The 24,453-nt window shown below is 67.0% G+C and carries 21 protein-coding genes and 1 pseudogene; 9 read left to right on the top strand and 13 right to left on the bottom strand.

Annotated features, from left to right (window positions below):
• The first annotated feature begins 73 nt into the window (after positions 1-73).
• The 4 genes and pseudogenes from ABZS43_RS24505 to ABZS43_RS24490 all read left to right on the top strand — a co-directional run.
• The gene (locus ABZS43_RS24505; protein WP_355038282.1) at positions 74-703 is read left to right on the top strand and encodes a maleylpyruvate isomerase family mycothiol-dependent enzyme; all 630 of its coding nucleotides are present in this window, start codon (positions 74-76) and stop codon (positions 701-703) included.
• A 104-nt stretch (positions 704-807) separates the two neighbouring features.
• Complete coding sequence (locus ABZS43_RS24500) at positions 808-1,776, top strand: NAD-dependent epimerase/dehydratase family protein (RefSeq protein WP_355038327.1); 969 nt, start codon at positions 808-810, stop codon at positions 1,774-1,776.
• A gap of 202 nt (positions 1,777-1,978) precedes the next feature.
• Complete coding sequence (locus ABZS43_RS24495; protein WP_355038281.1) at positions 1,979-2,386, top strand: hypothetical protein; 408 nt, start codon at positions 1,979-1,981, stop codon at positions 2,384-2,386.
• 99 nt (positions 2,387-2,485) lie between these two features.
• Positions 2,486-2,704, top strand: a pseudogene (locus ABZS43_RS24490) (TetR family transcriptional regulator); the annotation flags it as partial.
• A 143-nt stretch (positions 2,705-2,847) separates the two neighbouring features.
• Here the strand turns inward: ABZS43_RS24490 and ABZS43_RS24485 are convergent.
• Positions 2,848-3,504 carry an HAD family phosphatase gene (locus tag ABZS43_RS24485; RefSeq protein WP_355038280.1) on the bottom strand — a complete coding sequence of 219 codons (657 nt, stop codon included), beginning with the start codon at positions 3,502-3,504 and terminating at the stop codon, positions 2,848-2,850.
• 256 nt (positions 3,505-3,760) lie between these two features.
• On the opposite strand from ABZS43_RS24485, the gene ABZS43_RS24480 reads away from it, so the two are divergent.
• Positions 3,761-4,426, top strand: a complete 666-nt coding sequence (locus tag ABZS43_RS24480) for a PaaI family thioesterase (protein ID WP_355038279.1) — start codon at positions 3,761-3,763, stop codon at positions 4,424-4,426.
• Between the two features lie 61 nt (positions 4,427-4,487).
• On the opposite strand, the gene ABZS43_RS24475 is transcribed toward ABZS43_RS24480, so the two are convergent.
• From ABZS43_RS24475 to ABZS43_RS24465, 3 genes are read right to left on the bottom strand one after another with little or no spacing between them, the layout of a single operon-like run.
• Positions 4,488-5,651, bottom strand: a complete 1,164-nt coding sequence (locus tag ABZS43_RS24475; protein ID WP_355038278.1) for a sulfotransferase — start codon at positions 5,649-5,651, stop codon at positions 4,488-4,490.
• Positions 5,652-5,700: 49 nt separating this feature from the next.
• Positions 5,701-6,477 (bottom strand): SDR family oxidoreductase, encoded by a 777-nt coding sequence (locus ABZS43_RS24470; protein WP_355038277.1) that lies wholly within the window; start codon positions 6,475-6,477, stop codon positions 5,701-5,703.
• The gene (locus ABZS43_RS24465; protein ID WP_355038276.1) at positions 6,477-7,640 is read right to left on the bottom strand and encodes a hypothetical protein; all 1,164 of its coding nucleotides are present in this window, start codon (positions 7,638-7,640) and stop codon (positions 6,477-6,479) included. The genes ABZS43_RS24470 and ABZS43_RS24465 overlap by 1 nt, the downstream gene beginning before the upstream one ends.
• An 84-nt stretch (positions 7,641-7,724) precedes the next feature.
• Between ABZS43_RS24465 and ABZS43_RS24460 the strand changes: the two genes are divergently transcribed.
• From ABZS43_RS24460 to cysC, 3 genes are read left to right on the top strand one after another with little or no spacing between them, the layout of a single operon-like run.
• Complete coding sequence (locus ABZS43_RS24460; protein WP_355038275.1) at positions 7,725-8,630, top strand: helix-turn-helix domain-containing protein; 906 nt, start codon at positions 7,725-7,727, stop codon at positions 8,628-8,630.
• 25 nt (positions 8,631-8,655) lie between these two features.
• Positions 8,656-9,588, top strand: coding sequence for a sulfate adenylyltransferase subunit CysD (cysD, locus tag ABZS43_RS24455; protein ID WP_355038274.1), 933 nt, complete (start codon positions 8,656-8,658; stop codon positions 9,586-9,588).
• On the top strand, positions 9,588-11,423 hold the full coding sequence (gene cysC / locus ABZS43_RS24450; RefSeq protein ID WP_355038273.1) for an adenylyl-sulfate kinase: 1,836 nt from the start codon (positions 9,588-9,590) through the stop codon (positions 11,421-11,423). Before cysD ends, cysC begins: the two co-directional genes overlap by 1 nt.
• Before the next feature lie 58 nt (positions 11,424-11,481).
• On the opposite strand, the gene ABZS43_RS24445 is transcribed toward cysC, so the two are convergent.
• Positions 11,482-12,633 carry an epoxide hydrolase family protein gene (locus ABZS43_RS24445; RefSeq protein ID WP_355038272.1) on the bottom strand — a complete coding sequence of 384 codons (1,152 nt, stop codon included), beginning with the start codon at positions 12,631-12,633 and terminating at the stop codon, positions 11,482-11,484.
• A gap of 126 nt (positions 12,634-12,759) precedes the next feature.
• Between ABZS43_RS24445 and ABZS43_RS24440 the strand changes: the two genes are divergently transcribed.
• Entirely contained in the window at positions 12,760-15,630 is a 2,871-nt protein-coding gene (locus ABZS43_RS24440) for an AAA family ATPase (protein WP_355038271.1), read from the top strand.
• 31 nt (positions 15,631-15,661) lie between these two features.
• Here the strand turns inward: ABZS43_RS24440 and ABZS43_RS24435 are convergent, their stop codons facing one another.
• The 8 genes from ABZS43_RS24435 to ABZS43_RS24400 all read right to left on the bottom strand — a co-directional run bounded on the left by ABZS43_RS24435 (position 15,662) and on the right by ABZS43_RS24400 (position 24,388).
• The gene (locus tag ABZS43_RS24435; protein ID WP_355038270.1) at positions 15,662-18,349 is read right to left on the bottom strand and encodes a fumarate reductase/succinate dehydrogenase flavoprotein subunit; all 2,688 of its coding nucleotides are present in this window, start codon (positions 18,347-18,349) and stop codon (positions 15,662-15,664) included.
• Positions 18,346-19,095, bottom strand: a complete 750-nt coding sequence (locus tag ABZS43_RS24430) for an ABC transporter ATP-binding protein (RefSeq protein WP_355038269.1) — start codon at positions 19,093-19,095, stop codon at positions 18,346-18,348. The genes ABZS43_RS24435 and ABZS43_RS24430 overlap by 4 nt, the downstream gene beginning before the upstream one ends.
• Entirely contained in the window at positions 19,092-19,919 is an 828-nt protein-coding gene (locus ABZS43_RS24425) for an ABC transporter permease (RefSeq protein ID WP_355038326.1), read from the bottom strand. Before ABZS43_RS24425 ends, ABZS43_RS24430 begins: the two co-directional genes overlap by 4 nt.
• Positions 19,920-19,930: 11 nt before the next feature.
• On the bottom strand, positions 19,931-21,361 hold the full coding sequence (locus tag ABZS43_RS24420) for an ABC transporter substrate-binding protein (RefSeq protein WP_355038268.1): 1,431 nt from the start codon (positions 21,359-21,361) through the stop codon (positions 19,931-19,933).
• A gap of 17 nt (positions 21,362-21,378) precedes the next feature.
• Positions 21,379-21,606: a ferredoxin family protein gene (locus ABZS43_RS24415; protein WP_040706604.1), complete on the bottom strand. Its 228-nt coding sequence runs from the start codon at positions 21,604-21,606 to the stop codon at positions 21,379-21,381.
• On the bottom strand, positions 21,606-22,361 hold the full coding sequence (locus ABZS43_RS24410) for a GntR family transcriptional regulator (protein ID WP_355038267.1): 756 nt from the start codon (positions 22,359-22,361) through the stop codon (positions 21,606-21,608). Before ABZS43_RS24410 ends, ABZS43_RS24415 begins: the two co-directional genes overlap by 1 nt.
• A gap of 88 nt (positions 22,362-22,449) precedes the next feature.
• On the bottom strand, positions 22,450-22,608 hold the full coding sequence (locus ABZS43_RS24405; RefSeq protein WP_355038266.1) for a hypothetical protein: 159 nt from the start codon (positions 22,606-22,608) through the stop codon (positions 22,450-22,452).
• Positions 22,592-24,388, bottom strand: coding sequence for an acyl-CoA dehydrogenase (locus ABZS43_RS24400; RefSeq protein WP_355038265.1), 1,797 nt, complete (start codon positions 24,386-24,388; stop codon positions 22,592-22,594). Before ABZS43_RS24400 ends, ABZS43_RS24405 begins: the two co-directional genes overlap by 17 nt.
• Positions 24,389-24,453 lie beyond the last annotated feature (65 nt).

The raw sequence follows: 24,453 nt of genomic DNA, 5'->3' as shown, positions 1-24,453 counted from the left end.
CCGATGAGTTTCGCAGCCGTGCCCCGTCTGCAGTGATGGCCGAATATGTTCGTTCGCGACAGGAGGACCGATAGTGACAGAGACCGAGATACGCGAGGCGATCGCGGCCGAACGGGGTGATCTCGCCGAACTGCTCGGCGGTTTGGACGCGGCGAGTTGGGACAGCGCCACCCTGTGCCGGGGCTGGCGCGTTCCCGAAGTGGTCGCGCACATCACCATGCCGTTCCGGCTGTCCATGCCGCGATTCGGGCTCGAAATGCTCAAGGCGCGAGGCAATTTCGATCGGATGGCCGATCGTCAGGCGCGCCGCGACGCCGCCGAACTCACCCGCGACGACCTGATCGCCGCACTCCGGGACAACCGTCACCATCCGTGGAAGCCGCCGGGTGGCGGGTACGCGGGCGCGCTGAGTCACGACGTCATTCACGGTTTGGACATCACCGTCGCCCTCGGGATCGACCGCGTCGTTCCGATCGAGCGCATGCGGGCAGTACTCGACGCCAACTCCCCCAGGAGCGTCGCCTACTTCGGCGTCGACCTGGACGGTATCGAACTACGGGCCGACGACCTGGACTGGAGTTACGGATCGGGCGCGGTGCTGTCCGGGCGAGCCCAGGATCTGCTGCTGGTACTGTGCGGGCGAACCCTGCCGACCGGGTATCTCAGCGGCCCCGACGCCGCACGGTTCACCCGGCGCGACTGAGACGCCGAGTGCGTTTACTGTAGCGTGAACAGTAAATTTCACTACCAGTGGAGTCGCCAGTGACGCCGAACCAGCCGGACACGCGCGGACGCACCGTACTCGTCATGGGCGCCAGCGGATTCCTCGGCTCGCACGTGACGCGGCACTTGGTCGAACGCGGTGACGAGGTCCGGGTGCTGCTCCGGCGGAGCAGCACCACGAAGCCGATCGAGGATCTGGACGTCGAGCGGCATTACGGCGATATCTTCGACGAGCGGGCGGTGCGGGCGGCGATGGCCGGCTGCGACACCGTGTACTACTGCGTGGTCGACACCCGCGCCTGGCTGCGGGACGCGACACCGCTGTTCCGCACCAATGTCGACGGCCTGCGGCATGTCCTCGATATCGCGATTCAGCTGAACCTGCGCCGCTTCGTCTTCACCAGCACGATCGGAACGATCGCCGTTGGCGAGGTGAATTCCCCCGCTACCGAGGACACGCCGTACAACTGGAAAGGCAGGGGTGGTCCGTATATCGAATCACGCCGCAGGGCCGAGGATCTCGTCCTCCGATACACCCGCGAACACGGCCTGCCCGCCGTGGTGATGTGTGTGGCGAACACCTACGGGCCCGATGACTGGCAGCCGACACCGCACGGGGCACTGGTGGCGATGGTCGCAAGGGGCAGGATGCCGGTCTACTTCCGTGGCATCGGATCGGCTGTGGTCGGCATCGACGACGCGGCGGAGGCGATGGTACTGGCCGCCGACAACGGGCGTGTCGGTGAACGCTATATCGTGTCGGAGAGTTACCTGACGCAGCGCGAACTCTATGCCGTGGCGGCGGAGGCGGTCGGGCTGAAACCGCCTGCCGTCGGCATTCCGCAATTCGTCCTCGTCACCGTCGGCTATGCGATGGCTGTCGTCAGGAGAATGCGTCGTCGGGATTATCGTTTCACCCCGACCTCGGTCCAGTTGCTGCGGTGGACCTCGCCGCTGGACCACGGCAAGGCCGTACGGGAGTTGCACTGGCAGCCGCGTCCCGCCATCGAGTCGATCCGGGGCGCGGCGCGGTTCTTCGTCGAGCGCGGGTAGCCGAGCACGGAATACCCTCCCGCGCGCGTCACCTGGTCGATGACCGATGCCCTGACCAGCACGGTGACGCCGCTGTCTGCGGCATTCGACCACGCGGGTGGTCGATGGGCTGGATCATGGAAGCGCGTGGCCGGATGAGGGCCGTATACGCATTCGTCGTGTTCAGCGATCCGACTCCACCGCACAGGAGGAACGAAGATCCATGATGACCACTCGAAATCCTCGCATCATCACCCGCGCCGCCGCCTTCGTCGCATTGAGCGCCGCGTTGGTGGCGGTGGCCGCGCCCGCTTCCGCCGCCAATGCGATCGACGTCGTCAGCGCGGGTTCCCGGGCCGTCGGCGTCGACTACAGCTGCGATGCCAACGCGGGCGTGACCAGCGTGAAGGCGATGGTGGGCGAACCGACCGCGGAACGTCCCGCCGCACTCGGCGCCCAGGACGCCGTCATCTGCGACGGCACGCCGCAGACCGCTGCCATCCCCATGACCAGGGCCGAGGGCGAAGCGCCGTTGGAAGCCGGTGCGCTGATGCAGGTGCGCGTCGCGCTGGTCGATCGGAACAATATCGTCGTCTCGGGGCAGGCGAAGATCGTCACACTGGCCCAGTAGCCCGGCCCCGCATCATGCCGCCGCCGCGATCCGACGCAACATCCGCCGGACCACGACCTTGTGTCCGCCGGAGCCGATGACCAGCGCCCGTACTAGTACATGGCACCACCGCGCAAGCACTCCACCGACGTGATCCTCGACGCCGCGCGCACCCTGGTCCCGGAGGACGGACCGAGGGCGGCAGGCGTCGCGGCCATCGCCGCGGCGAGCGGGGCGCCGGTCGGCACCCTCTACCACCGTTTCGGCAATCGCAACGGCGTACTCACCGCCGCGTGGTTGCGCGCACTCGAGCGCTTCCAGACCCGCGCGCTCGCCGCGTCCGATCATTCGGACGCGGTCGATGCCGGGGTCGCGATGGCGAGAGCGAGAGCGAGTACGCGGCGGCCATGCCGGACTGGCTCGATGCCGACCTCACCGCCGCCCGCACGCTGCTCGAGTCGTACCGGGGGTGAGGTACCGCCTCAACTCCCCGCCGCCACCAGTGCGGGTGTCAGTTCGTCGAGCCCGTCGATGATGTGGGTGGCCAGTGCGCGGGCATCCGCGTCGAGCGGATATTCGGGCCTCGGCACTGCGATGACGCGCATGCCCGCGGCGTGCGCGGCCCGCAGGCCGTTACTCGAATCCTCCACCGCGGCACAGTCGGTCGACTTCTTGCGCAGGAATCCCGCGACGGCGACGTAGACATCGGGCGCGGGTTTGCCCCGGTCAACCTCCTCGGTGGAGAAGGTGACATCGAAGAATTCGATCAGGCCGGTACGACCGAGCACCGTGTCGATCAGTGCGCGCGGCGAGGAACTCGCGACCCCGAGCGGCCAGTTCTCACTCAAGCGCTGCACCGCTTCGACCGCGCCCGGCAGCAGCGGCACCTTCCGGTCATAGTGGGCGGCCATCCGCTCGATCACCTCGTCGGCCACCGTATCGGGCGTCTCCCCGACACCGAGGTCGGCGCTGAGATACTGCGACCACTCCCCCGTGCTCATCCCCATCAGCCGTTTCTGCGTATCGGGTAACCACTGCCCGCCCTTTTCGGCGACATAGTCGCGGCGCACTCGCTCCCACACCGGTTCGGAATCGATGAGGACGCCGTCCATGTCGAAGACGACCGCCGTAATACGCATCGGTACAACGCCTTTCGCCAGGCCGCGACTCGTTTCGACCCGACGCTCGAGCCGGACCGATTCGGGCATCGCGGGGTTGTTCGCAAGACCTGATGGATCAACGAGTATCCAGCGTAGGGCACGGCGTTCACCCGCGCTCGGCCCGCCTCGCCGACCATATCGGGGTCGGCCGTCATCGCCGAACGCGCCCGAATGTGACGCGAACGACGGGATGCCGACAGTGAGCATTCGACTGGCAACCGATAACTTGTTCTATATGAGTGAACAGCAGGTCGGCGCCGCCCTACCCAGCGCGGAACACCACGAAGGCGGTTTCCGGCCGATGATGGAGCTGATCGAGGAGCACGCGTCCGATACCACGCGGGGCGGGCCGCACTTCGGCGCCTTGATCGAGCAGGTCCGCACTCTCATGGATCGCGCTCGGCTGGCCTGTCCCTCCGACCAGGAGACATTGGAAGTCATCGGCATCCTCGAAAAGCTCAACGACAAACTCGACGCTTCCGTCGTCGACGAATGGTCCTCGCCCACCTGGACGCGCCACGACCTGCCCGGCCGAGGCAACATCACACTGCCGCCGTTCACGGTCGACCGGGCCGATCGAGACGGTGTCGACGCCCGCGTGACGTTTCGTACGTTCCACCTGGGCGGTAACGCGGCCGCGCACGGCGGACAGATCGCGATCGCCCTGGACGAACTGCTGGGTATGGCGGCCGCCGTGCACGCGGGCGGCGTGACCAGGACCGCCTCGCTGACCATCGACTATCGCTCGATCACGCCGCTGAACACCGAGTTGCGGGTGCACTCGTGGGCCGAACGCCAGGAGGGTCGCAAGGTCTACGTCCGCGCCACCCTGCACGCGGGCGAACGTCTGTGCGCCGAGGCGAACGGGTTGTTCATCGTGCTCAAACCCGGTCAACAGTAGGTCGGTCGGCACTGCGCGCAAGCCCCGCCGATCAGCGGAGACGACCGGCGGGTTCCCGCACTCACCGACCCGGGAAGTGCGCTTCCCGGTACGCGCCGAAACGCGCGTCGACCTGCTCGGCGGTCAAGCCGAAATCATCGAGTGTGTATCGGTGCACCGGCCGCGCCGCCCCGGAGGTGCTCTCGGCATGCAGCGTCGCCATCGCCGCCTCGGCCTCCGCGCTGAGCGGTATTCCGAAGTGACCGTAGATCGATCCGACCGTGCCGATCGGGTCGGCGATGAAATCGTCGTAGTAGACGTCGCAGAACTGCGCGGCGTCGTGGCGCTGACGATCCGCCAGGAACCGATCCGCGCCGCGGGCCCACAGGTCCAACTGCGTCTCGCCTACCGTCGCGCCGCGAAATTTCTCCGACCATCCGGCCGAGGCCTGCTCGTTGAGGCTGCACACCGAGGCGATGATGGTGCTCGGATCCCGGTGCATCTGGATGATCAGCGCGTCCGGGTACACCTCGAAGATCGCGTCGAGGGCGAACAGGTGGCTCGGATTCTTCAGCACCCAGCGACGGTCCGCGTCCGGGAGACCGATCAGCTGGAGATTGCGCCGATGTCTGCGGTAGGCGTGGGTCCAGTCCTGTTCGCGCAGCCACTGGGAGTAGCCGGGCAGGTAGGCCAGGCATTCGTAGGACACCGACATGGCCGACTGCCGCAGCAGCTGCCAGCACTCCTCCACCTGATCCGCCGAAATATGGTGTACGCCCATGAATTCCGGATGTTCCACGTGATGCTGGGCGAAGGCCGCCTCGATCCGCTGGTAGACCGGATTGTCCGCCCAGGTCTCGCGCGGCGGGCGCGGCTGCGGCATCTCGGTGAGCCACATTTGCAGACCCTGATGCGCCGGGTCCGCGTTCAACAGCCGGTGCACCGCGGTGGTGCCGGAACGCGGCAGCCCCGTCACGAAGATCGGGCGATCGATCGCCACGTCCGCGTGTTCCGGAAAACGCTGCCACGCCGACTCGCTCAGCAAGCGCGCGATGAGCGCGCCACGCAGGAAGGCGCGGTTCACCTTGTTGCCGAGAGGGGTCAGCTCGGCGTCCTTCGCGTAGGACTCGAGCAGCACGTGTAAACCCTCGCGATATCCCGGATCGCCGAAATCCTCCAGCCCGACCACCTTGGTGGCCGAGGCGTGCAGATCATCGATGGTGCCGACGTCGTCTCTGCCGATCATGTCTTGCCGTCTCCTCGGTATTCGCACGCCCCCGCGGGGCGAACGCGTGTCAGTGGTGGTATTCGCCGCAGTTGACGTCGAGGCACGCCCCGGTGATCGCCCGCGCCATCGATGACGCGAAGAAGACCACCGCCTCGGCGATCTCGTCGGGCTCGGGCAGCCTGCGCAGGTCGATGGTCGAGGCCGTCTCCGCGTACACCTCCTCGCAGGTGATCCCGCGCTGTTCGGCGAGGTAGTTGAAATACCACTTCAGGTTGTCCGCCCAGATATAGCCCGGGGCAACGGTATTCACCCGGATCCCCTTCGGACCGAGTTCGGTCGCCAGACTCTGGGCGAGCGCGAGCAGACTCGACTTCGCCATCTTGTACGGCCCGAAAGTCCGCCGCGAATGCCGCAGCACGGCGGAATTGATCATCACGACCGAGCCCTTCGTCTCGGCCAGCGCGGGGATGAACAACCGCGTCAGGCGTAGTGCCGCGAGCACATTCGTCTCGAAACCGGCGCGCACCTGATCGAGGTCGACATCGGCGAGATCCGCGATCGGCGGGATCGCGAAGGCATTGTTCACCACCGTGTCGACCCGGCCGAAGGCGCTGTGCGCCGTCTCGACCAGATTCGTCACCGCCGCCTCGTCATTGATATCGGTCGGCACAACCACCGCCCGCCTGCCGAGTTCGGTGATCTCCTCGGCTACCTCGGTGAGTCGCGATTCGGTGCGCGCGGCCAGCACCAGGTCCGCGCCTGCCTTCGCGCTCTGCACCGCGATCGCCCTGCCGAGGCCGGGACCTATACCGGAGACCACGACGACCTTGTCCCGCAACAACATCAGCCCAGCATCCTCTCCGCGACGGCCACCTGGCGGGCCGCGATGCGCGACTGCCATTCCTTGGGCGAGATCTGCGCCTGTTCGTAGAACGGCAGCCGCCTCGGCAGTTCGTCGACCGAGACCACCTCGACGGTCGGCCCGTCCTCGGGCCCGAGATCGCGCGAGAGCCGCTGCCACCGGAATTGCAGATAGCCGCGGGCGTGGCCGGTGCGTTCGATCCAGTTGGCGAGGCCGGGATTGCGCTCGCTGACGACCAGCCGAATCAGCCCGTCCGGATCGACCCGGGCCTGATCGGCGGTGAGGCTGGTTTGGTGGTTGATGTAATCCAGCGACAGATACCACATGCTGCCGAGCTGGAACCCCTGGTAGGGGGCGTCGGACTTGGGCACCGTGATGATCATCGCCTGATCGTCGGTCAGGTCGTAATGGCCGACCGAGGAGAACTGGGTGGCGAGTCCGCCCGGCGTGGGGCGCGGTTCGGTGAGGGTGTTCACCGGCAGGTTCAGGTAGAACCACTGGGGGAAGGCCAGGAAGGTGTTCAGCCGCGACGTCAGCATCCTGCCTGTCACCGCGTACCGCTTGGCCATCACATCCATGGTCGGCGCGGGCGGCGCGTCACCGATCCGGTCGACGCGCTGGATGCGGATCGTGCCCGCCGCCTCGTCGGTCCAGTCGCTGGAGACCTCGCGGACCACGAGCATCGCGGCATCGGAGCCGAGTTGCACGTATCCCGGCTTGCTCTGACCGGGTCCGAAACGAATCTCGTAGGAGCCGTCCGCCGCGATGTCAAGCGCGCGATCATCGAATGCGGTGAGGCTGTCGGGCACGTCCACCGGCGAGTAGTTACCGTTCAGCACCTGAAAACTCAGGTCACGGGTGGTGCCGCGTTTGCCGGTGACCACATATTCCGCGTCGGGGCGCAGAAAGGCGTGGAAATAGAGGGTATCGGGATTGTCGAGCCCCATTTTCGTGTACGGACCAGTGGACATCGCGAAGAACGGAAAGTCGCGATCGTAGGCCCACGCCAGCTGGAGCGAGGCGCGGATACTGCCCGCGAGATAGTCGTATCCCTCGATGAGATCCTGCTCGGTCTCGATATGCGGGGCGCCCTTGATGATCTCTTCGGCGGCGGCGATCGCGTCCGCGAACGGCTGGGTCAGCACAAGCCTTCTCCCGGTGTTCCATATATGTACCGCTCTGGTACATTTCACTAGGAGAGAGATTAGAACGTGTTCTAGGAGTGGTCAATGGCTTCCCCGGTCACCCGACGATCCGCCCCCACCGAGCGGGTGGTGCGCGTCTTGGATTTCCTCGTCGAACAACGCGGCAAACGCTTCGGATTATCCGAGTTGGCGCGCGAACTCGACCTAGCCAAACCGACCTGCCTCGGCATCCTCACCGAACTCACCGCGGGCGGCTACCTGGTACGCGATCCGAGGGATCTCACCTACGGCCTCGGACCCGCCCTGATCGCCGCGGGCCGGGTCGCCCAGCAGAGTTTCGCGATCTCGGCGATCGCCCGCGCCGAACTAGAGAAACTCACCGCGCGATACCGGACGACCTGCACCGCGTCGGCCGTGGTCGGCGAACGCATCGCGGTACTCGAAGGCACCGGACCCGGAATGGTCAAGGTCGGCGCCTCGTACGCGTTCGCGCCGCCGGTCGGACTGATGTACGTGCTGTGGGACACCGACGCGGCATTCGACGCCTGGCTCGCGACGCCGCCGACGGTGCCTTTGCGGCAGGACGAGGCGCGTTTGCGTCAGGTCGTCGGCGAGTGCAGGGAGCGCGGCTATCTCGTCGAGAGCCTCACCGCGCACGGCAGGCGCCTCTACGGGCTGTTGGCCGGGGTCGCCGCCCGAGACCTGCCCGACGAGCTGCGCGAACTGGTCGGCGAATTGGTGACCAGCCTCGGCGAACGGGTCTACCTCGGCACCGATCTGCGACCGAGGAAGGAACATCCGGTCAGCCTGCTCGCGGCACCGACCTACGACGCGGACGGCAGGCAGAACATGGTGCTGACGATGTATGTCGGCGCGTCGATCACCGGGGCCGAGATCGAGCGCAGAGGGGCCGCCCTCGTCGAGGCCGCGCGCGCGGTCACCGAGAACTCCGGCGGTCGCCTCCCGATGCCCGCACCCGTTGACCAATGACCGAAACGTGTTCTAGTTTTGAGAGGTGAGCCAGTACGCAAAGTCGACGGCGAGCACCTACGAGCTGCCGCACTTGGACGCGCTCGAGGCCGAGTCGGCACATATATTCCGTGAAGTGGCAGCGACTTTCGAACGTCCGGTGCTGCTGTTCTCCGGCGGCAAGGATTCGGTGGTGATGCTGCATCTGGCGGCCAAGGCCTTCTGGCCCGCGCCGCTGCCGTTCCCGGTATTGCACATCGACACCGGGCACAATTTCGACGAGGTTATCGCCTTTCGCGACGAAACCGTCGAACGGCTCGGCCTGCGCTTGGTGGTCGCACGGGTGCAGGACGATATCGACGCGGGCCGCGTCGTCGAGGACACCGGTCCGCGCGCCTCACGCAACCGCCTGCAGACCGCCACCCTGCTGCGCTCGATCCAGGAAGGCGGCTACGACGCGGTCTTCGGCGGCGCCCGCCGCGACGAGGAGAAGGCGCGCGCCAAGGAGCGGGTATTCAGCTTCCGCGACGAATACGGACAGTGGGAACCGCGCAGCCAGCGGCCCGAGCTCTGGAATCTCTACAACGGCAAACACCGTCCCGGCGAACACATTCGAGTGTTCCCGCTGTCGAATTGGACCGAACTCGACATCTGGAGCTATATCGCCGCCGAGGGCATCGACCTGCCGCCGCTCTACTACTCGCACCGTCGCGAGGTAGTGCAGCGCGACGGAATGCTGCTTGCGCACACCAGATTCCTGCGACTGCTCGACGGCGAGCAGCCCTACGAGGCCACCGTGCGCTTCCGCACCGTCGGCGACGCGACGTGCACCGGATGCGTGGAGTCGAGCGCCGCGACCCCCGACGAAGTGGTCATCGAGGTCGCCGCGGCCAGGGTGACCGAACGCGGCGCTACCCGCGCCGACGACCGGATTTCCGAGGCCGGCATGGAAGATCGCAAACGAGAAGGGTACTTCTGATGGCCACCACCCTGCTGCGCCTCGCCACCGCGGGCAGCGTCGACGACGGCAAATCGACGCTCATCGGCCGACTGCTCTTCGACTCCAAGACGATCTTCACCGACCAACTCGCCGCGGTGGAGCGGACCAGCCGTGATCGCGGTGACGAGTACACGAATCTGGCGCTGCTCACCGACGGGCTGCGCGCCGAACGCGAGCAGGGCATCACCATCGATGTCGCCCATCGCTATTTCGCCACGCCACGACGCAAATTCATCATCGCCGACACCCCGGGGCACATCCAGTACACCCGCAATATGGTGACCGGGGCGTCCAACGCCGATGTCGCGCTGATCCTGGTGGACGCGCGCAAGGGCGTGGTCGAACAGACCCGGCGGCACGCGTTCCTCGCCGGACTGCTCGGCATCCCGCACCTCGTGCTGTGCGTGAACAAGATGGACCTGGTCGACTGGTCGCAGGAGCGATTCGAGGAGATCCGTCAGGAGTTCACCGGTTTCGCCACCAAACTCGATATCTCCGACCTCGCGTTCGTGCCGGTCTCGGCCCTGCAGGGCGACAATATCGTGCACAGGGGCGCGAGTATGCCGTGGTATGAAGGCACGCCGCTGCTGCACCACCTGGAGGAGGTGCATATCGCCTCCGATCGCAACCTGATCGACGCGCGCTTCCCGGTGCAGTACGTCACCCGAAGGCACGCGGAGGATTTCCGCGGCTACGCGGGCACGATCGCGGGCGGTGTCTTCAAACCCGGCGATGACGTGACGGTCCTGCCCTCGGGGTTCACCAGTACGGTCTCCGCCATCTGGGGTCCGGGCGGCGTCCCGGTCGCCGAGGCCTTCCCCCCGCAGGCGGTGACCATCCAGCTCGCCGACGAACTCGATATCGCGCGCGGCGATATGATCTGCCGCCCGGCCAACCGCCCGCAGGTCGGCCGCGATATCGACGCCATGGTCTGCTGGTTCGCCGACGAAACCCAGCTGACCCCGGGGGCCACCTACACCATTCGGCACACCACCCGCACCGCCACCGCCGAAATCCGGAGCCTGGACTACCGGCTCGACATCAACACGCTGCATCGCGACGAGAGCGCGGAAAGCTTGTCGCTCAACGAGATCGGACGCGTCCAGCTGCGCACCCGCACGCCGCTGCTGTTCGACCCCTATCGCCGCAACCGGTCCACCGGCAGTTTCATCCTCGTCGACGACACCACCAACAACACCGTCGCGGCGGGCATGATCACCGGCCCGACCCTGCCATCGGCCCGCGTGGTCTGGCATTCCACCGCCGTCGGGCGCGACGAACGCGCCACCCGGGGGCTGACGGTCTGGCTGACGGGCCTGTCCGGATCCGGAAAGTCCACCGTCGCCGTCGAATTGGAACGTCGGCTGGTCGCCAGTGGCCGCCCCGCCTTCCTGCTGGACGGCGATAACCTGCGGCACGGACTCAATGCCGATCTCGGTTTCTCCGCCGAGGACCGGATCGAGAACATCCGGCGCGTCGGGGAGGTCGCTCGCCTGTTCGCCGAAGCCGGTGTGGTGGCGGTGGTTTCGCTCATCAGCCCGTACCAGGCCGATCGGGCGACGGTCCGCGCCGCACACCTGGCCGCCGGCATCCCGTTCGTGGAGGTCTTCGTCGACACTCCCCTGGAGATCTGCGAAGCCCGTGACCCCAAGGGGATGTACGCCAAGGCCCGAGCCGGTGAGATCAAGGGTTTCACCGGGATCGACGCCCCCTATGAGGCGCCGGCCGAGCCGGACCTGATTTTGCGGCCCGAGCACGGTGATCCGGTGGCGATGGCGGCGATCATCCTGGGCAGGTTGGCGGATCTGGCCTGATCGCCGCGTCGGGGAATCCGCGTCGAAGAATCAGCGTCAGGGAATCAGCGTCGGGAATTCACCGGAGTGCGCCGAAGAATGCTCGGATATCGCCGAGCAGGAGTTCGGGAACCTCCAATGCGGGGAAGTGTCCACCGGAGTAGAACTCCGACCAGTGCGTCACCGTATGCGCCCGCTCCGCGAAACGGCGGATGGCGTAATCGCCGTCCTTGAAAACCGCGACGCCCGTCGGCACCGTCCCTTTCGGCTTCGGCGCGAACATGGTCGCGTCGTGGAACCGTTCGTAGTAGTAATTGGCGACGCTGCGCGCGGTCTCGGTGAACCAGTAGATGCTGACCGTGGTGAGGATACGGTCCTGGTCGATGGCCGATTCCGGCTGTTCGTGCGACTGATCGGTCCATTCCCGATACTTCTCGATGATCCAGCCCAGTTGGCCCGCGGGCGAATCGGCCAGCGATTGCGCGATGGTGTTGGGACGCGAACCCTGCAGGTCCATATACGCCGATCCGTCGTCCTTGAACCTCTTCATGGCGGCGAGCCGCTGGCGTTCGGCCTCGGTGAGCGCCGCCATATCGGCGGGATCGCCGGTCGGGAAGGTGACCAACGCGTTGACGTGCACACCGATCACCCGGTCGGGGGCGAGACGGCCAAGTCGCGGTGCGATGAACGCGCCGTGATCGCCGCCGTGTACGCCGTAGCGGTCGTAGCCGAGCCGATCCATCAACTCGGCGAACGCGGCGGCTACGCGCCCGTCATCCCAGCCGGGTTCGGTGAGCGGGCCGGAGAATCCGTGGCCGGGAAGCGAGGGAATGACCAGGTGGAAGGCCGGTGCGTCCGCATCGCCCGCGGTGAGCGGACCGATCAGGTCGAGGAAATCCGCCACCGAACTCGGCCAGCCGTGGATCAGCAGCAGGGGCGTGGCCTCCGACGCGTTCGAGCGAATATGCAGGAAGTGGACGCGCTGGCCATCGATGGCGGTGGTGAATTGCGGGTAGGCGTTGAGCGCCGCCTCCCGCGCGCGCCAATCGAATTTCTCACCCCAGTATCCGGCCAGCTCCCTCAGGTACGACGCGGGGACGCCACGTTCCCAACCGGTGCCGGGCAGATCATCGATCCAGCGGGTACGAGCCAGTCGATCCTTCAGGTCGTCGAGGTCGGTGTCGGGGATGTCGATGCGGAAGGGATGGATGCCGTTCGCGTTATCGGTCATGCCATCAATGCTCTGCGTAAAGAGGGGGTCGGCGAATCACGAGAATTCGTTATTCCGCCATGTCGGGACCTGTTCACCCGTAATCACGGTTGGCGCGGGCGGGTAGTACGCGGGCATGATCTCGGGGTGAGCATTCCGGTCAGCACCACGTTCGTCGGGCGCGGGGGTGATTTGACCGCGCTGGTGGAGGCCGCGGCGACAACGCGGGTGCAGGCCGTGCTGGTGACGGGCGAGGCGGGAATCGGCAAATCACGGCTGGTCGCCGAATTCACCGCCCGACTCGCCCCGGAGACAGCGGTCCTGATCGGACGCTGCCCCGAATTCGGCGGCGGAGGCGTTCCGTTCGCGCCGTTCGTCGCCGCGTTGCGCAGGTTGATCCGGCTGCGCGGACCCGAGGAACTCGCCGCGCTGCTACCGGGGGCGAATCCGGCACTGGCCCGTTGGCTTCCCGAATTGCGCACCGGCACAGTGGAAGCCGATGTCGAATTCGACCGCCTGAGACTTTTCGGCGAATTGCTTACGCTGCTCGAACGGCTCGCCGTAGAGCGTCCTGCGGTGCTGATCCTGGAGGATCTGCATTGGGCAGACGATTCCAGCCGCGAGCTGTTCGCCTTCCTCGTCGCCAATCTGGCCGAACCGAACGCGTTGCTGGTAGCGACCTTTCGGCCCTCGGGGCCGCCGGCATTACGCAGGCTCGTCGCCGAATTGCGCCGCAACCCGGCCGTGCGGTTCATCGCGCCGGAACCGCTGACCAGACACGAGGTCGGCAGGCAGTTGGCGGCACTGCTCGGTCGCGAACCGGAACCGGAGTCGATCGGCCGGATCTTCGCCCGCAGCGGGGGCAATCCGCTGTTCGTCGAGGCGCTGAGCCGATCGCCGGAGCAGACCCCTGCCGAACTGTCCGAACTGCTGCTGTCAGCACAGTCGGAACTGGGCGCCGACGCGCGAACGGTGCTGCGGGTCGCCGCGGTCGCGGGATCGCCGGTGGAACACGATCTGCTGGAAGCCGCGGCCGAGCTGCCGATGTCACGGCTGCACGCGGCGGTACGCGAACTCGTCGACCAACATCTGCTGACCGCGACCGACACCGGATACGCGTTCCGCCACGTTCTGATCCGGCAGGCCGTCTACCAGGATCTGTTGCCGATCGAACGTATCCGGCGGCACGCGGCCCTGTCCCGGTTGCTCCGCGCGCGGCCCTCGCTGCTGCCTACCGAACGCCTGCACGCGGACCTGGCCCGTCACGCCTTCGCCGCGGGCGAGTGTTCGCTCGCGCTCACGGCGTCGCTGGAGGCCGCGCGGATCGCCGAGCGGGCCTGCGCCCACGGTGAACGGCTGCGACATCTCGAGCGCGTCGTCGAATTATGGGAGACGACGGCATCAGATGGCACGCCCGTCGATCGGCTGGCGGTACTCGAGCAGATCGTCGACGCCTGTTTCCACAGCGCCGCGGCACACCGCGGCATCGAGGCGGCCGACCAGGCGCTGGCCCTGGTCGACGCGGCGGCGGCCGAGCGGGCCGCGCGCCTGCACTACCAGCGTGCGTATCTCAGGAATCAAGGCGGCGAGGACGGGTACGAGGATCTACAGCGCGCGCTCGACCTGCTCCCCGCGCAACCGCCGACACTGTTGCGCGGCAGGGTGTTCGCCGAACTCGCGGCGATCGCGAGTTTCACCGGGGACCGGGCAGCCGCCGAGCGGCATGCGCTGAACGCGCTGGCGGTGGCGCAATCCCTCGGCGCGAGCGCGCTCGCCGCCAAGGCGCATGCGTATCTCGGTCTCGCCGAGATGGATTCGGCCGCGGCGATCCAACATTTCGCCCGCGCCCACGACGCCGCGACTGCCGCGGACGACGCCGAGACCGTGCTGAGCGTCCTCACCTGGGAGACCGCCGCACTCGTCGCCGCCGGCGACTACACGACCGCGATCGACACCATCCGTACCGGTTTGCGCACCGCGCACGACACCTTCCGATTCGCCGAGCGCGGCCCGATCCTGCTGGTGAAATGGGCGCAGGCACTGACCGCGCTCGGTCGCTGGCCGGAGGCCACGCAACTGATCCGCGAAACCCTCGCCGAACCGCTTCCTCCGCTCAGTACCGCGGCTCTCCATCTGTGTCATGCCCGAATCGCCCTCGCCCGAGGCCGTATCGAGGATGCGACGATCGAGGCCGAGCGCGCCGAACGCATTCTGGGTGCGGGTATCCGGGTCGGGCAATACCGGCTGGAACTTGGCTGGGTTGGCGCGAGTCTGGCTCTGGCACAGGCCGATCCGGAACTCGCGGCCCGCAGGCTCACGGAATCACTGACCGTGGGCGAACTCGACAGACATCCGGGCGAAGCCTGGGCCCTGCTGGCACTCGGCGTCCGATTGCCGCAGCCACCGCCCGTTCTCGCCACGTTGGCCGCCGCACTGCCGTGGACGTCCCCGGTGGCCGCCGCGCACCGCGCCGTCTACACCGCGACGATCTCCTCCGACGCGCTCGATTGGCAGGCGGCCGTCACCGCGTGGCAGACCATCGCCCAACCCTACGAACAGGCGCAGACGCTATTAGCGTGCGCTATCGCAGAATTGGGCGCTGGTGATCGCGCGGCGGCCCGCACGGCGCTGCGCTCGGCCGCCACCCGCGCGACGGCGATCGGCGCGGACCCACTGGTCGAAAAGATCCGCCGCACGGCCGACCGCGCCCGCCTTCGTCTCGACAGCACCCCACCCGGCCGATCCGGCGGCGCACCGAAACCGGTCACCTTCGGACTCACCCCGCGCGAACTCGAGGTGCTGCGCTTGGTGGCACAGGGTTCGAGCAACCGCCAACTCGCCGCGGAACTGTTCATCAGCGCCAATACCGCCGGTGTCCACGTCTCCCGCATCCTCGACAAACTCGGCGTCTCCACTCGCACCGAAGCCGCGGCATTCGCCCATCAACACCGCCTACTCGAACACCACCTACTCGAACACCGCCTACTCGAACACCGTCTACTCGCAGACCCGAACTGATCGTCTCGGATGCGCCTGCGCGCCCCCTCCGCTACACCGCCGCGTGCGTCAGGGCGCGGCGCGCGTATGCCCGCACATCCGCATCGCCGTCGTCGATCGCCGTCTTCAACGCATCCTGGGCGCCATTGTCATCCGGCCAGGACGCCAGTGCGAGGACGGCGGCCTTGCGCACGTCGAGATGCGGGTCGAGCAGGGCCGATGTCAGCGGCGGCACGGCCGTGTCGACCTCGGCCCCGGACAGGCCCGTAGCTGCCCCGACACGCACCTGCCATGCCGAACTACCCAGTGCGACAGCGAGTTCCGAGACGTCTTCGGCGGTCGCGCCGAGTTGGGCGAAGGCGGCGAAGGCCGCGGCCCGCACCAGGGGGTCGGCGTCAGCCGTGAGGCCGCGGATGGCCTCGGCTCCGCCCGTCCCGATCGCGGCAAGACCTTGCGCGACGGCGACGCGCACCTCGCGGTTCTCGTCACCGGCGGCGGACGCCACAGCGTGCCAGTCGTCCAGGGATACCAGAGCCCGCACCGCCTCGATGCGCACCCGGTGGTCCGAATCCGTCAGGCCGGCGGCGAACTGCGGCGCCGAGCCCGCCCGCAGCGCCCGCAGCAGGTCGATCACCGTGGCGCGAACCACCGGATCGCGTGAATCCAGCCGCTCGGCCAACCCGTCCGATGCGGGCAGTACCTCCACCAATTCGCGCAGGCTCTCGGTCGCGGCGCGGCGAACGGAGGACGCCTCGTCGTCGAGGGCGCGCACCAGTTCGTCGGCGAAGCGCTCGGGGGTGTGTTCGGTGAGCACCGAAAGCGCGGCTATCCGCACCACCGGGTCGGTGTCGCGCAGGTAGCTCGAAAGATCCTCCACCGTCGGCGAATCCAGGCCGAGCAGGGTGACGATGCGGGGCGAGGGCGGAGCGGGCGGCACCCGTTGTGGTACTACCGCCGCCACATTCTGCGGAGCACGTCCGCCGACCAGTTCCGGCTGGGCGACGATCACCGCAGAATCATCGGCAGAGGGCAGATCGTCCAGGCCGGGCACCGGCACGATATAGGGCGCGACCGGGCGCTTGAGGAATTCCATCTCGCCGGAGTCGGTCTTGCGCAGATTCAGGTGATAGCGCCACGCCACATCGTCGCGTTCGGGGATGTCGGCGCGTTCGTGGTAGAGGCCCCAGCGGGATTCGGTGCGGGTGAGCGAACTACGAGACGCCATTTCGGCGCAGTCGCGGATGAACGACACTTCCACCGCGCGCATCAACTCGTGCGGGGTGCGCGCGCCCATTTCCTCGATATCACCGCGCATCCGCTCGAAGGTCTCCACCGCGATGGACAGTTTCGCGGCCGTCTTGGGCGGGGCGACATAGTCGTTCACGAAACGGCGCAGTTTGTATTCGACCTGCGGCTGGGGCGGACCGTCCGGATTGCGCAGCGGCCGATAGACGAGTTCATGCGCCTGCGCGAGCTGATCCTCGGGTAGGTCGGCGGGGGCGTCGACCTCGGCAAGCGTTCCCGCGGCGTGCGCGCCCGCCAGATCACCGTAGACGAACGCGCCGATCATGTAGTTGTGCGGTACGCAGGCCAGATCGCCCGCGGCGTAGAGGCCGGGCACGGTGGTGCGCGCGTATTCGTCCACCCACACGCCCGAGGCGGAATGGCCGCCGCACAGACCGATTTCGGAGATGTGCATCTCGATGTCGTGGGTGCGATAGTCGTGTCCGCGATTGCTGTGGAAGGTGCCGCGGGTGGGTCGTTCGGTGGTGTGCAGAATGCCCTCGAGCGTGCTGAGCGTCTCGTCGGGCAGATGCGACACCTTCAGATAGATGGGGCCGCGCGCCGATTCGATCTCCTCTTTCACCTCCGCCATCATCTGGCCGGACCAGTAATCGGAATCGACGAACCGTTCGCCGTGTGCGTTCACCTGGTAGCCGCCGAACGGATTGGCGACGTAGGCGCAGGCCGGTCCGTTGTAATCCTTGATGAGCGGATTGATCTGGAAGCATTCGATACCGCTGAGTTCGGCTCCGGCGTGGTACGCCATCGAATAGCCGTCACCGGCGTTGGTCGGGTTCTCGTACGTGCCGTACAGGTAGCCGGAGGCGGGCAGTCCCAACCGGCCGCACGGACCGGTCGCCAGGATCACCGCCTTCGCGCCGACCGCGACGAATTCGCCGGTGCGCGTATTCAATGCGGCGGCGCCGACCGCGCGGCCGTTGTCTGTCAGTACCCGCACCGGCATCAGCCGGTTCTCGATGCGGATCTTCTCCCGCATCTTCCGTTGCCGCAGAACGCGATACAGCGCCTTCTTGATATCCTTGCCCTCGGGCATCGGCAGCACGTAGGCCCCCGAGCGGTGCACGCGACGCACCGCGTACTCGCCGTATTCGTCCTTCTCGAATTTCACCCCGTACTTCTCGAGCCGCTGCACCATGGCGAAGCCGCGGGTCGCGGTCTGATACACGGTGCGCTGGTTGACGATTCCGTCGTTGGCGCGGGTGATCTCGGCGACGTAGTCCTCGGGTTCGGCCTTGCCGGGAATGACGGCGTTGTTGACACCGTCCATCCCCATCGCGAGCGCACCCGAATGCCGCACGTGCGCCTTCTCCAGCAGCAACACATCGGCGCCCTGTTCGGCGGCGGTCAGCGCGGCCATGGTGCCCGCCGTGCCGCCGCCGATGACCAGCACGTCGCAGTCGAGCCGCGTCCGCTCGTTCAGTTCCGGAATGTTCACAACGTCTCCAGTAGTTCGGCCTTCGCCGACCGGCGATCCAGCGGGGTTCGCGGCTCGGGGACATCGACGACGGCGCGTAGCGCGCCGCCGCCGAGAACCGCGATCCGGTCGCCCAGCACCAGGGCCTCGTCCAGATCGTGGGTGACGAAGACGATCGTGGTGGGGTGGGCGCGCCAGGTGTCGATCAGCAACCGCTGCATGGTGGCTCGCGTCTGCGTGTCCAGCGCGCCGAACGGTTCGTCCATCAGTACCGCGCGCGGGGCGCCGGCGAGACTGCGCGCCAACTGAACCCGCTGGCGCATACCGCCGGACAGATCGCGCGGCAGGTAGTCGGCGTAGTCGGTGAGCCCGATCTCCTCCACCCAGTGACGCGCTGTCGCCCTGCGCACCGACCGTGCGACACCGCGCAATTGCAGCGCCAGCTCGATATTCTGGCGCGCGGTCCGCCATGGCAGCAGCGCGTCGTCCTGGAAGACCAGCGCTCGGTCCGCGGAGGGGCCGGTGACCGGCACGCCATCGGCGCTGATCCGGCCCGCCTGGGGTGCGCGCAATCCGGCGATCGCGCGCAGCAGCGTGGATTTGCCGCAGCCGGATTTGCCGACGAGAACAAGGATCTCGCCCGGCGCGATGGTGAGATCCAGCTTCTCGATCACGGCCTGCCCACCGTAGGCGATCCGAATATCGTTCAGGCTCAAACTCATCCCGGTATGCACCGGTGCCGAGGTCTGTGCGGTGGTCGTGGTCATCGCGAAACCTCTCCCGGCAGCCAGCGGGTGACGCGGCGGCCCGTGTACTCGACGAGGGCCGAGGTGCCGAACCCGAGGACGCCGATGGTGATCATGCCGACGAAGACGCCGGGGTAGTCGACGATGGTGTACGCCTGCCAAGTCCGGTACCCGACGCCGAGGCGTCCCGAGATCATCTCGGCCGAGATCAGGCAGATCCAGCCGACGCCGATCCCGACCGAGAGCCCGCTGAAAATGCCGGGCAGAATGCCGGGGAACACCACGCGTACCAGCACATCGGTTCGTGTGGCGCCCAGGGTCCGCAAGGCGTCCTCCCAGATCGTCGGCAGCGCCCGCACCGCGTGCCTGGTACTGACCAGCACCGGGAACAGCGAGGCGGTGAAAGTGATGAAGGCGATCCCCGATTCGTCGCTGGGGAACAGCAGGATCGCGACCGGCACCAGCGCGATGGCCGGAATCGGGCGCACCAATTCGGTGAGCGGGCCGAAGACGGCGGCGAGCAGATCGGAACGACCGAGGCCGATACCCGCGAGCACGCCGACCACCGCCGCCAGTCCGAATCCGGTCAGGATCCGGATCAGCGACTGCCCGATATCGAGGTAGTACTCGTCGCGGCCGAGCCGCTCACCGAATTCGGCGATGATTTCGGTGACGGTGGGCAGCGTGTCGAAGCGCAGCCACGCTCGCACATTGTTCGCGGTCAGCAGCTGCCACAGGCCGACCGCCGCCGCTACCGACAGGATCTGGATCACCCTGGTGCGCCAACCGGAGACGCGGGGCCCCTTGGCAGGTTCGCCGGTTCGGGCGGCCGAAGGGCCTGCCATGGCCGCGGTGCTCATCCACGGACTTCCGTCACGGCCTGGTCGTAGGAGACGACCACGGCGGCCGGGTGGGCCTGGCGGTAGCGCTGCGCGGCAGCCGGGGTGGTGAAGGGCAGGTAGTTCTCGCCCTCCCGCAGCCAGCTCGCCTTATCGGCGAACCATCGGGTACCGAGTTCGGCATCGGGAATGTAGGCGGCGCGGATAACCGCGCCATCGGCCTTCGCGGCGGCGACGGCGCGCAGCAGGCAGGTGGCGTCGGCGGCGGGGGCGGGCCGGTCGGCGCCCTGTAGCCACAGTTCGCCCGCGGCGGGCGCGGCGTCGACGGATCGGCCGCAGGTCCGGTCGGTGCCGGTCACCCGGCTCGGATTGACAGTCGAGCCCTTGGCCTGGTCGTAGTCGCCGATTCCCTGCCCGCCGTAGACGGTGCGCAGTGCCGCCTCGTCGACGAATCCGTCGATATTCAGATCCGCGAAGTCACCGATCGACTTCAGGTACGGCACATCGCCTTTGAGCGCCTCGATCAGATTCGGCTTGAGGGTGACGTCGAACGAGGTGCCGCCGGGTCCGTTGTAGAGGTACACCACCTCCTGCGGCAGCCCCGATCCGTCAGCCACGATCTTCGCGGCCTCGAAGGGTTTCTCGTTCAGGAATCTCGTGGCGTCCAGTTGTGCGGCCAGGAACGCCTCGAGCACCTCCGGGTGTTCGGCGCTGTAGGCGCGTCGGGCGACCACGCCGTGGAAGGTCGGCACATTCAGTTCGGCGCCGTCGTACAGCAGTTTCGCCTTGTTCTGGAAGACCAGCAGACCCGGCCACGCCACGAACTGCGACAGCGCGCTCACCTGGTGCGATTCCAGTGCCGTCGCGCCGACCTGCGGCTGCTGGTTGAGGACTTCCACGCCCTTCGCCGGATCGATTCCGGCACGCGAGAGCGCCTGCACCAGGGTGCCGTGCCCGGCCGAGCCGACACTGGCCGAGATCTTCTGCCCGGACAGTCGGCTCAGGCTGTCGACCGCCGAATCCGTCGGCACCACAACCATATTGAGCGCGCCCTTGGGGTTGTACCCGGTCACCGACACCAGGGCGGTCTTGGAACGCTCGTTGGCCTGGGTCCGCGATCCGTTGATCAGCAGCGGGTAGTCGCCCATCGAGCCGATATCGATCTTCTCCGCCACCATCTGCGCGGTGATCGGCGCGCCGGTGTCGTAGTCCTGCCACTGCACCTGGTACTTCGCGCCGCCACGCTCGGTGATGCGCTGGAGCCGCTGCTCCAGGTAACCCTGCGCCTTCAGCAGGGTTCCGGCGGTGACGGTGTTGATGGTCTTCGACTGGTAGCCGACCACCACCGTGACGGTGCCTGCCGGGGTGTCGCCGGAACTGTCCAGCGAACAACCGGCGATGGCGGCGGTGAGTGCGGCTACGAGAGCAAGGGGCGCAAGGCGTTTCATCGAACTTCCCAGAGATTTCAGCGGAGCAGATAGGGCATATTGACGGTGACGGCACCGGTGGGACAGCGAGCAGCACACGGCCCGCAATACCAGCACTCGTCCACGTGCATGAAGGCCTTGCCGTTATCCGGATTGATCGCGAGCGAATCGAGGGGGCAGATCTCGACGCAGAGTGTGCAGCCTTGGATGCACAGCGATTCGTCGATGGTGACGGGGATGTCGGCACGCTGGTTCGCCAGTGCCATCAGATGACCTTCCATTCCGGTGTGCTGCGGGTCAGACTGCCGCGCATGGTGATTCGGTCGCCGCGCATGCGGATGTACTCCAGATCGACGGGCCTGCCGTCATCGAGTCGGGTGAGTCGCTCGAGCATGAGCAGGGGCGCGCCGTCCGGGATTTCCAGCGTCGAGGCGGTATGCGGGTCGGCGGGGGTCGCCTCCAGGGCGAGATCGGCCGAGCCGAGGGATTGTCCGCTGATCTGCTCGAGCAGCACGAAGATATCGGTGGCCTCCAGATCGTGGCCGAGCACTTCGGTGCCGATATCGGGCGCGAGATAGGTGAGGTCGAGACTCAGCGGGAGATCGGCGAGGTAGCGCAGGCGTTCCAGATAGACCACGCGCTCCCCCGGCGCGATGCCGAGTCGCCGCGCCACCGCGGGCGGCGCGGTGATGTGCATGGCGGCACGGACCTCGTTGCGGACCGTCCCATGCCCCTTGAGGGTTTCCTGCAGGCCGAGCAGCGCGTCGAGGCCGTGGTCGTACTTGCGCTTGGCGACCCTGGTGCCGACCTTCGGCACCCGATCGATCAGACCTTCGTCCTTGAGCAGGGCCAACGCCTCGCGCACGGTATTGCGCGAGGCCGAGTACTCGGCGGCGAGCTGCTGTTCACCGGGCAGCGCGTCGCCGAAGGCACCGGCATGGATCTGATGACGCAATACGTCGGCGACCCGGCGCGCCTGATCGGCGCGCAGATGCCGTACGGGCGTGGGTTCCGCCGCCATCTCATCCCCTTGTCGGTCGCTGACCTGCATGGATAGCGACGATAGTGGGAGAAAGGCCGCCGGAGACCCCGCGCTGATGCCGAGCGAATCAGGGGATGTTATTGCGCCGCTCGACCATCGGCTCTACCTGGGCAGACGGGTTCGTGAGCGGTATAAACGCCACCCCGGCGACCAGCTCCGACTTCAGATCACGCAGATTCCAATGCGCGAGCGCGGCACTCATCAGATCATCAGAACCAGCTGTCACGCATCTCCAGGGTGGTGCGATCCAGCGACTCGAGCAGATCGAGCTGCGGGGCTGTCTTCGGCAGTTCGTAGCGGAAGAAGTACCTGGCAGCCGCACGCTTGCCTTCGTAGAAATCACCCTCGCGTCCCCGCGTCGCGAGCGACTGCTCGAGCCAGATCCAGGCGAGCACGATATGCCCGAACGCCTCCAGGTACACGCTGGAATTGGCCATGGCGGCGGCCGGATCGCCCGCGGCGAACATGCCCCCGGTCACGACGACCAGCCGCTGCCACGCCGCCGCCAGTTCCGCGCCGAATCCGGCCGCGTCGCCACCGTGGTCGGTCGCGGCGGCGACGGTCTCGGCGATTCGGGCGGACAGCACCCCCAGACTCGCGCCGTCGTGCTGGATCACCTTGCGTCCCAGCAGATCCATGCCCTGGATGCCGTGGGTGCCCTCGTGGATGGGATTGAGGCGATTGTCGCGGTAATGCTGTTCGACATCGTATTCGCGGGTGTATCCATAGCCGCCGTGCACCTGGATCGCCAGATTGTTGGCTTCGAGGCACCACTGGGAAGGCCAACTCTTGGCGACGCCGGTGAGGATTTCAAGCAGCAGCGTGTGTTCGCGCGCGATCTCGGCGTCGGTCGCGGTGCGCCGCAGGTCGACGAGCCGGTTACAGTACAGCAGCAGACCGAGCGCGCCCTCCACGTAGGACTTCTGCGCCAGCAGCATGCGTCGGACGTCGGCGTGTTCGATGATCGGAATCTGCTGGGCGGCGGGATCTTTGGCGGTGATCGCGCGGCCCTGACGACGCTCGCGGGCGTAGTCGAGCGATTTCAGGTATCCGGTGTAGCCGAGCGCCGTCGCACCGAGCCCGACGCCGAGGCGCGCCTCGTTCATCATGTGGAACATGTACGACAGGCCGCGATGCTGTTCGCCGACCAGATAGCCGACCGCCCCCCGCGCGCCGTCCGGGGTGAACGCACCCTCGCCGAAATTCAGCACGGTATTGGTGGTGCCGCGATAGCCCATTTTGTGGTTCAGTCCCGCCAGCACCACATCATTGCGCGCGCCGAGCGAATTGTCCTCGCCGACGAGATATTTGGGCACGACGAACAGGGATATCCCTTTGACACCGGCGGGGCCGCCGGGAATCTTGGCCAGCACCAGATGCACGATATTCTCGGTCAGCTCGTGATCGCCGCCCGAAATCCACATCTTCGAACCGAACAGCCGGTAGGTGCCGTCGGGTTGCGGCTCGGCCCTGGTGACGATATCGGCAAGCGAGGAACCGGCCTGTGGTTCGGAAAGGCACATCGTCCCGGTGAAACGACCCTCGACCATCGGCCGCACGAACCGGTCGACCTGTTCGGGGGTGCCGTGCGCCGCGAGCAGATTGGCATTGCCGACGGTCAGGAACAGATAGGCGGCCGTACCCACGTTGGCGGCCTGGAACCAGCTGAATCCGGCGGCCTCGACGGCCGAGGGCAGCTGTAGTCCGCCGATCTGCTCGTCCATTCCCGCGCCGAGCAGGTTGGCCTTGCCGAACGCCTCGATCGCGGCCTTGACCTCGGGAATGATGGTGACCCGCGCGCCGTCGAAGGTCGGCTCGTCGGTGTCGTTGCGCTTGTTGTGCGGCGCGAAATGGCGCGTCGCCAAGTCCTCGCACAGATCGAGGAAGCCGTCGAAGGTCTCCCGGGAATGCTCAACGAAACGCGGCAGCGCGGTCAATTCCTCGACCCGCAGCCATTCGTAGAGCAGGAAGTCCAGATCCCGTCGGGAGATCAACGTCGAGCGCACGGGCATATCCTCTCGCGATTCCGGGACGTGAGCCCGGGACTATTTGATACGTTACTACTCCCGTG

The sequence above is a fragment of the Nocardia sp. NPDC005366 genome, from assembly GCF_040606855.1.
In the GTDB taxonomy this organism is placed as follows: Bacteria; Actinomycetota; Actinomycetes; order Mycobacteriales; family Mycobacteriaceae; genus Nocardia.
This window is presented reverse-complemented; position numbering and strand designations above follow the sequence as displayed.

What these genes read in the sequence shown, in the direction of transcription:
- ABZS43_RS24475 (WP_355038278.1), bottom strand. Translation starts at nt 5,651, where the DNA reads ATGATCGGCAGAGACGACGTCGGCACCATCGATGATCTGCACGCCTCG.
- ABZS43_RS24495 (WP_355038281.1), top strand. Translation starts at nt 1,979, where the DNA reads ATGATGACCACTCGAAATCCTCGCATCATCACCCGCGCCGCCGCCTTC.
- ABZS43_RS24500 (WP_355038327.1), top strand. Translation starts at nt 808, where the DNA reads ATGGGCGCCAGCGGATTCCTCGGCTCGCACGTGACGCGGCACTTGGTC.
- ABZS43_RS24415 (WP_040706604.1), bottom strand. Translation starts at nt 21,606, where the DNA reads ATGGCACTGGCGAACCAGCGTGCCGACATCCCCGTCACCATCGACGAA.
- ABZS43_RS24470 (WP_355038277.1), bottom strand. Translation starts at nt 6,477, where the DNA reads ATGTTGTTGCGGGACAAGGTCGTCGTGGTCTCCGGTATAGGTCCCGGC.
- ABZS43_RS24430 (WP_355038269.1), bottom strand. Translation starts at nt 19,095, where the DNA reads ATGACCACGACCACCGCACAGACCTCGGCACCGGTGCATACCGGGATG.
- ABZS43_RS24480 (WP_355038279.1), top strand. Translation starts at nt 3,761, where the DNA reads ATGAGTGAACAGCAGGTCGGCGCCGCCCTACCCAGCGCGGAACACCAC.
- cysC (WP_355038273.1), top strand. Translation starts at nt 9,588, where the DNA reads ATGGCCACCACCCTGCTGCGCCTCGCCACCGCGGGCAGCGTCGACGAC.
- ABZS43_RS24460 (WP_355038275.1), top strand. Translation starts at nt 7,725, where the DNA reads ATGGCTTCCCCGGTCACCCGACGATCCGCCCCCACCGAGCGGGTGGTG.
- ABZS43_RS24425 (WP_355038326.1), bottom strand. Translation starts at nt 19,919, where the DNA reads ATGGCAGGCCCTTCGGCCGCCCGAACCGGCGAACCTGCCAAGGGGCCC.
- ABZS43_RS24420 (WP_355038268.1), bottom strand. Translation starts at nt 21,361, where the DNA reads ATGAAACGCCTTGCGCCCCTTGCTCTCGTAGCCGCACTCACCGCCGCC.
- ABZS43_RS24445 (WP_355038272.1), bottom strand. Translation starts at nt 12,633, where the DNA reads ATGACCGATAACGCGAACGGCATCCATCCCTTCCGCATCGACATCCCC.
- ABZS43_RS24410 (WP_355038267.1), bottom strand. Translation starts at nt 22,361, where the DNA reads ATGGCGGCGGAACCCACGCCCGTACGGCATCTGCGCGCCGATCAGGCG.
- ABZS43_RS24485 (WP_355038280.1), bottom strand. Translation starts at nt 3,504, where the DNA reads ATGCGTATTACGGCGGTCGTCTTCGACATGGACGGCGTCCTCATCGAT.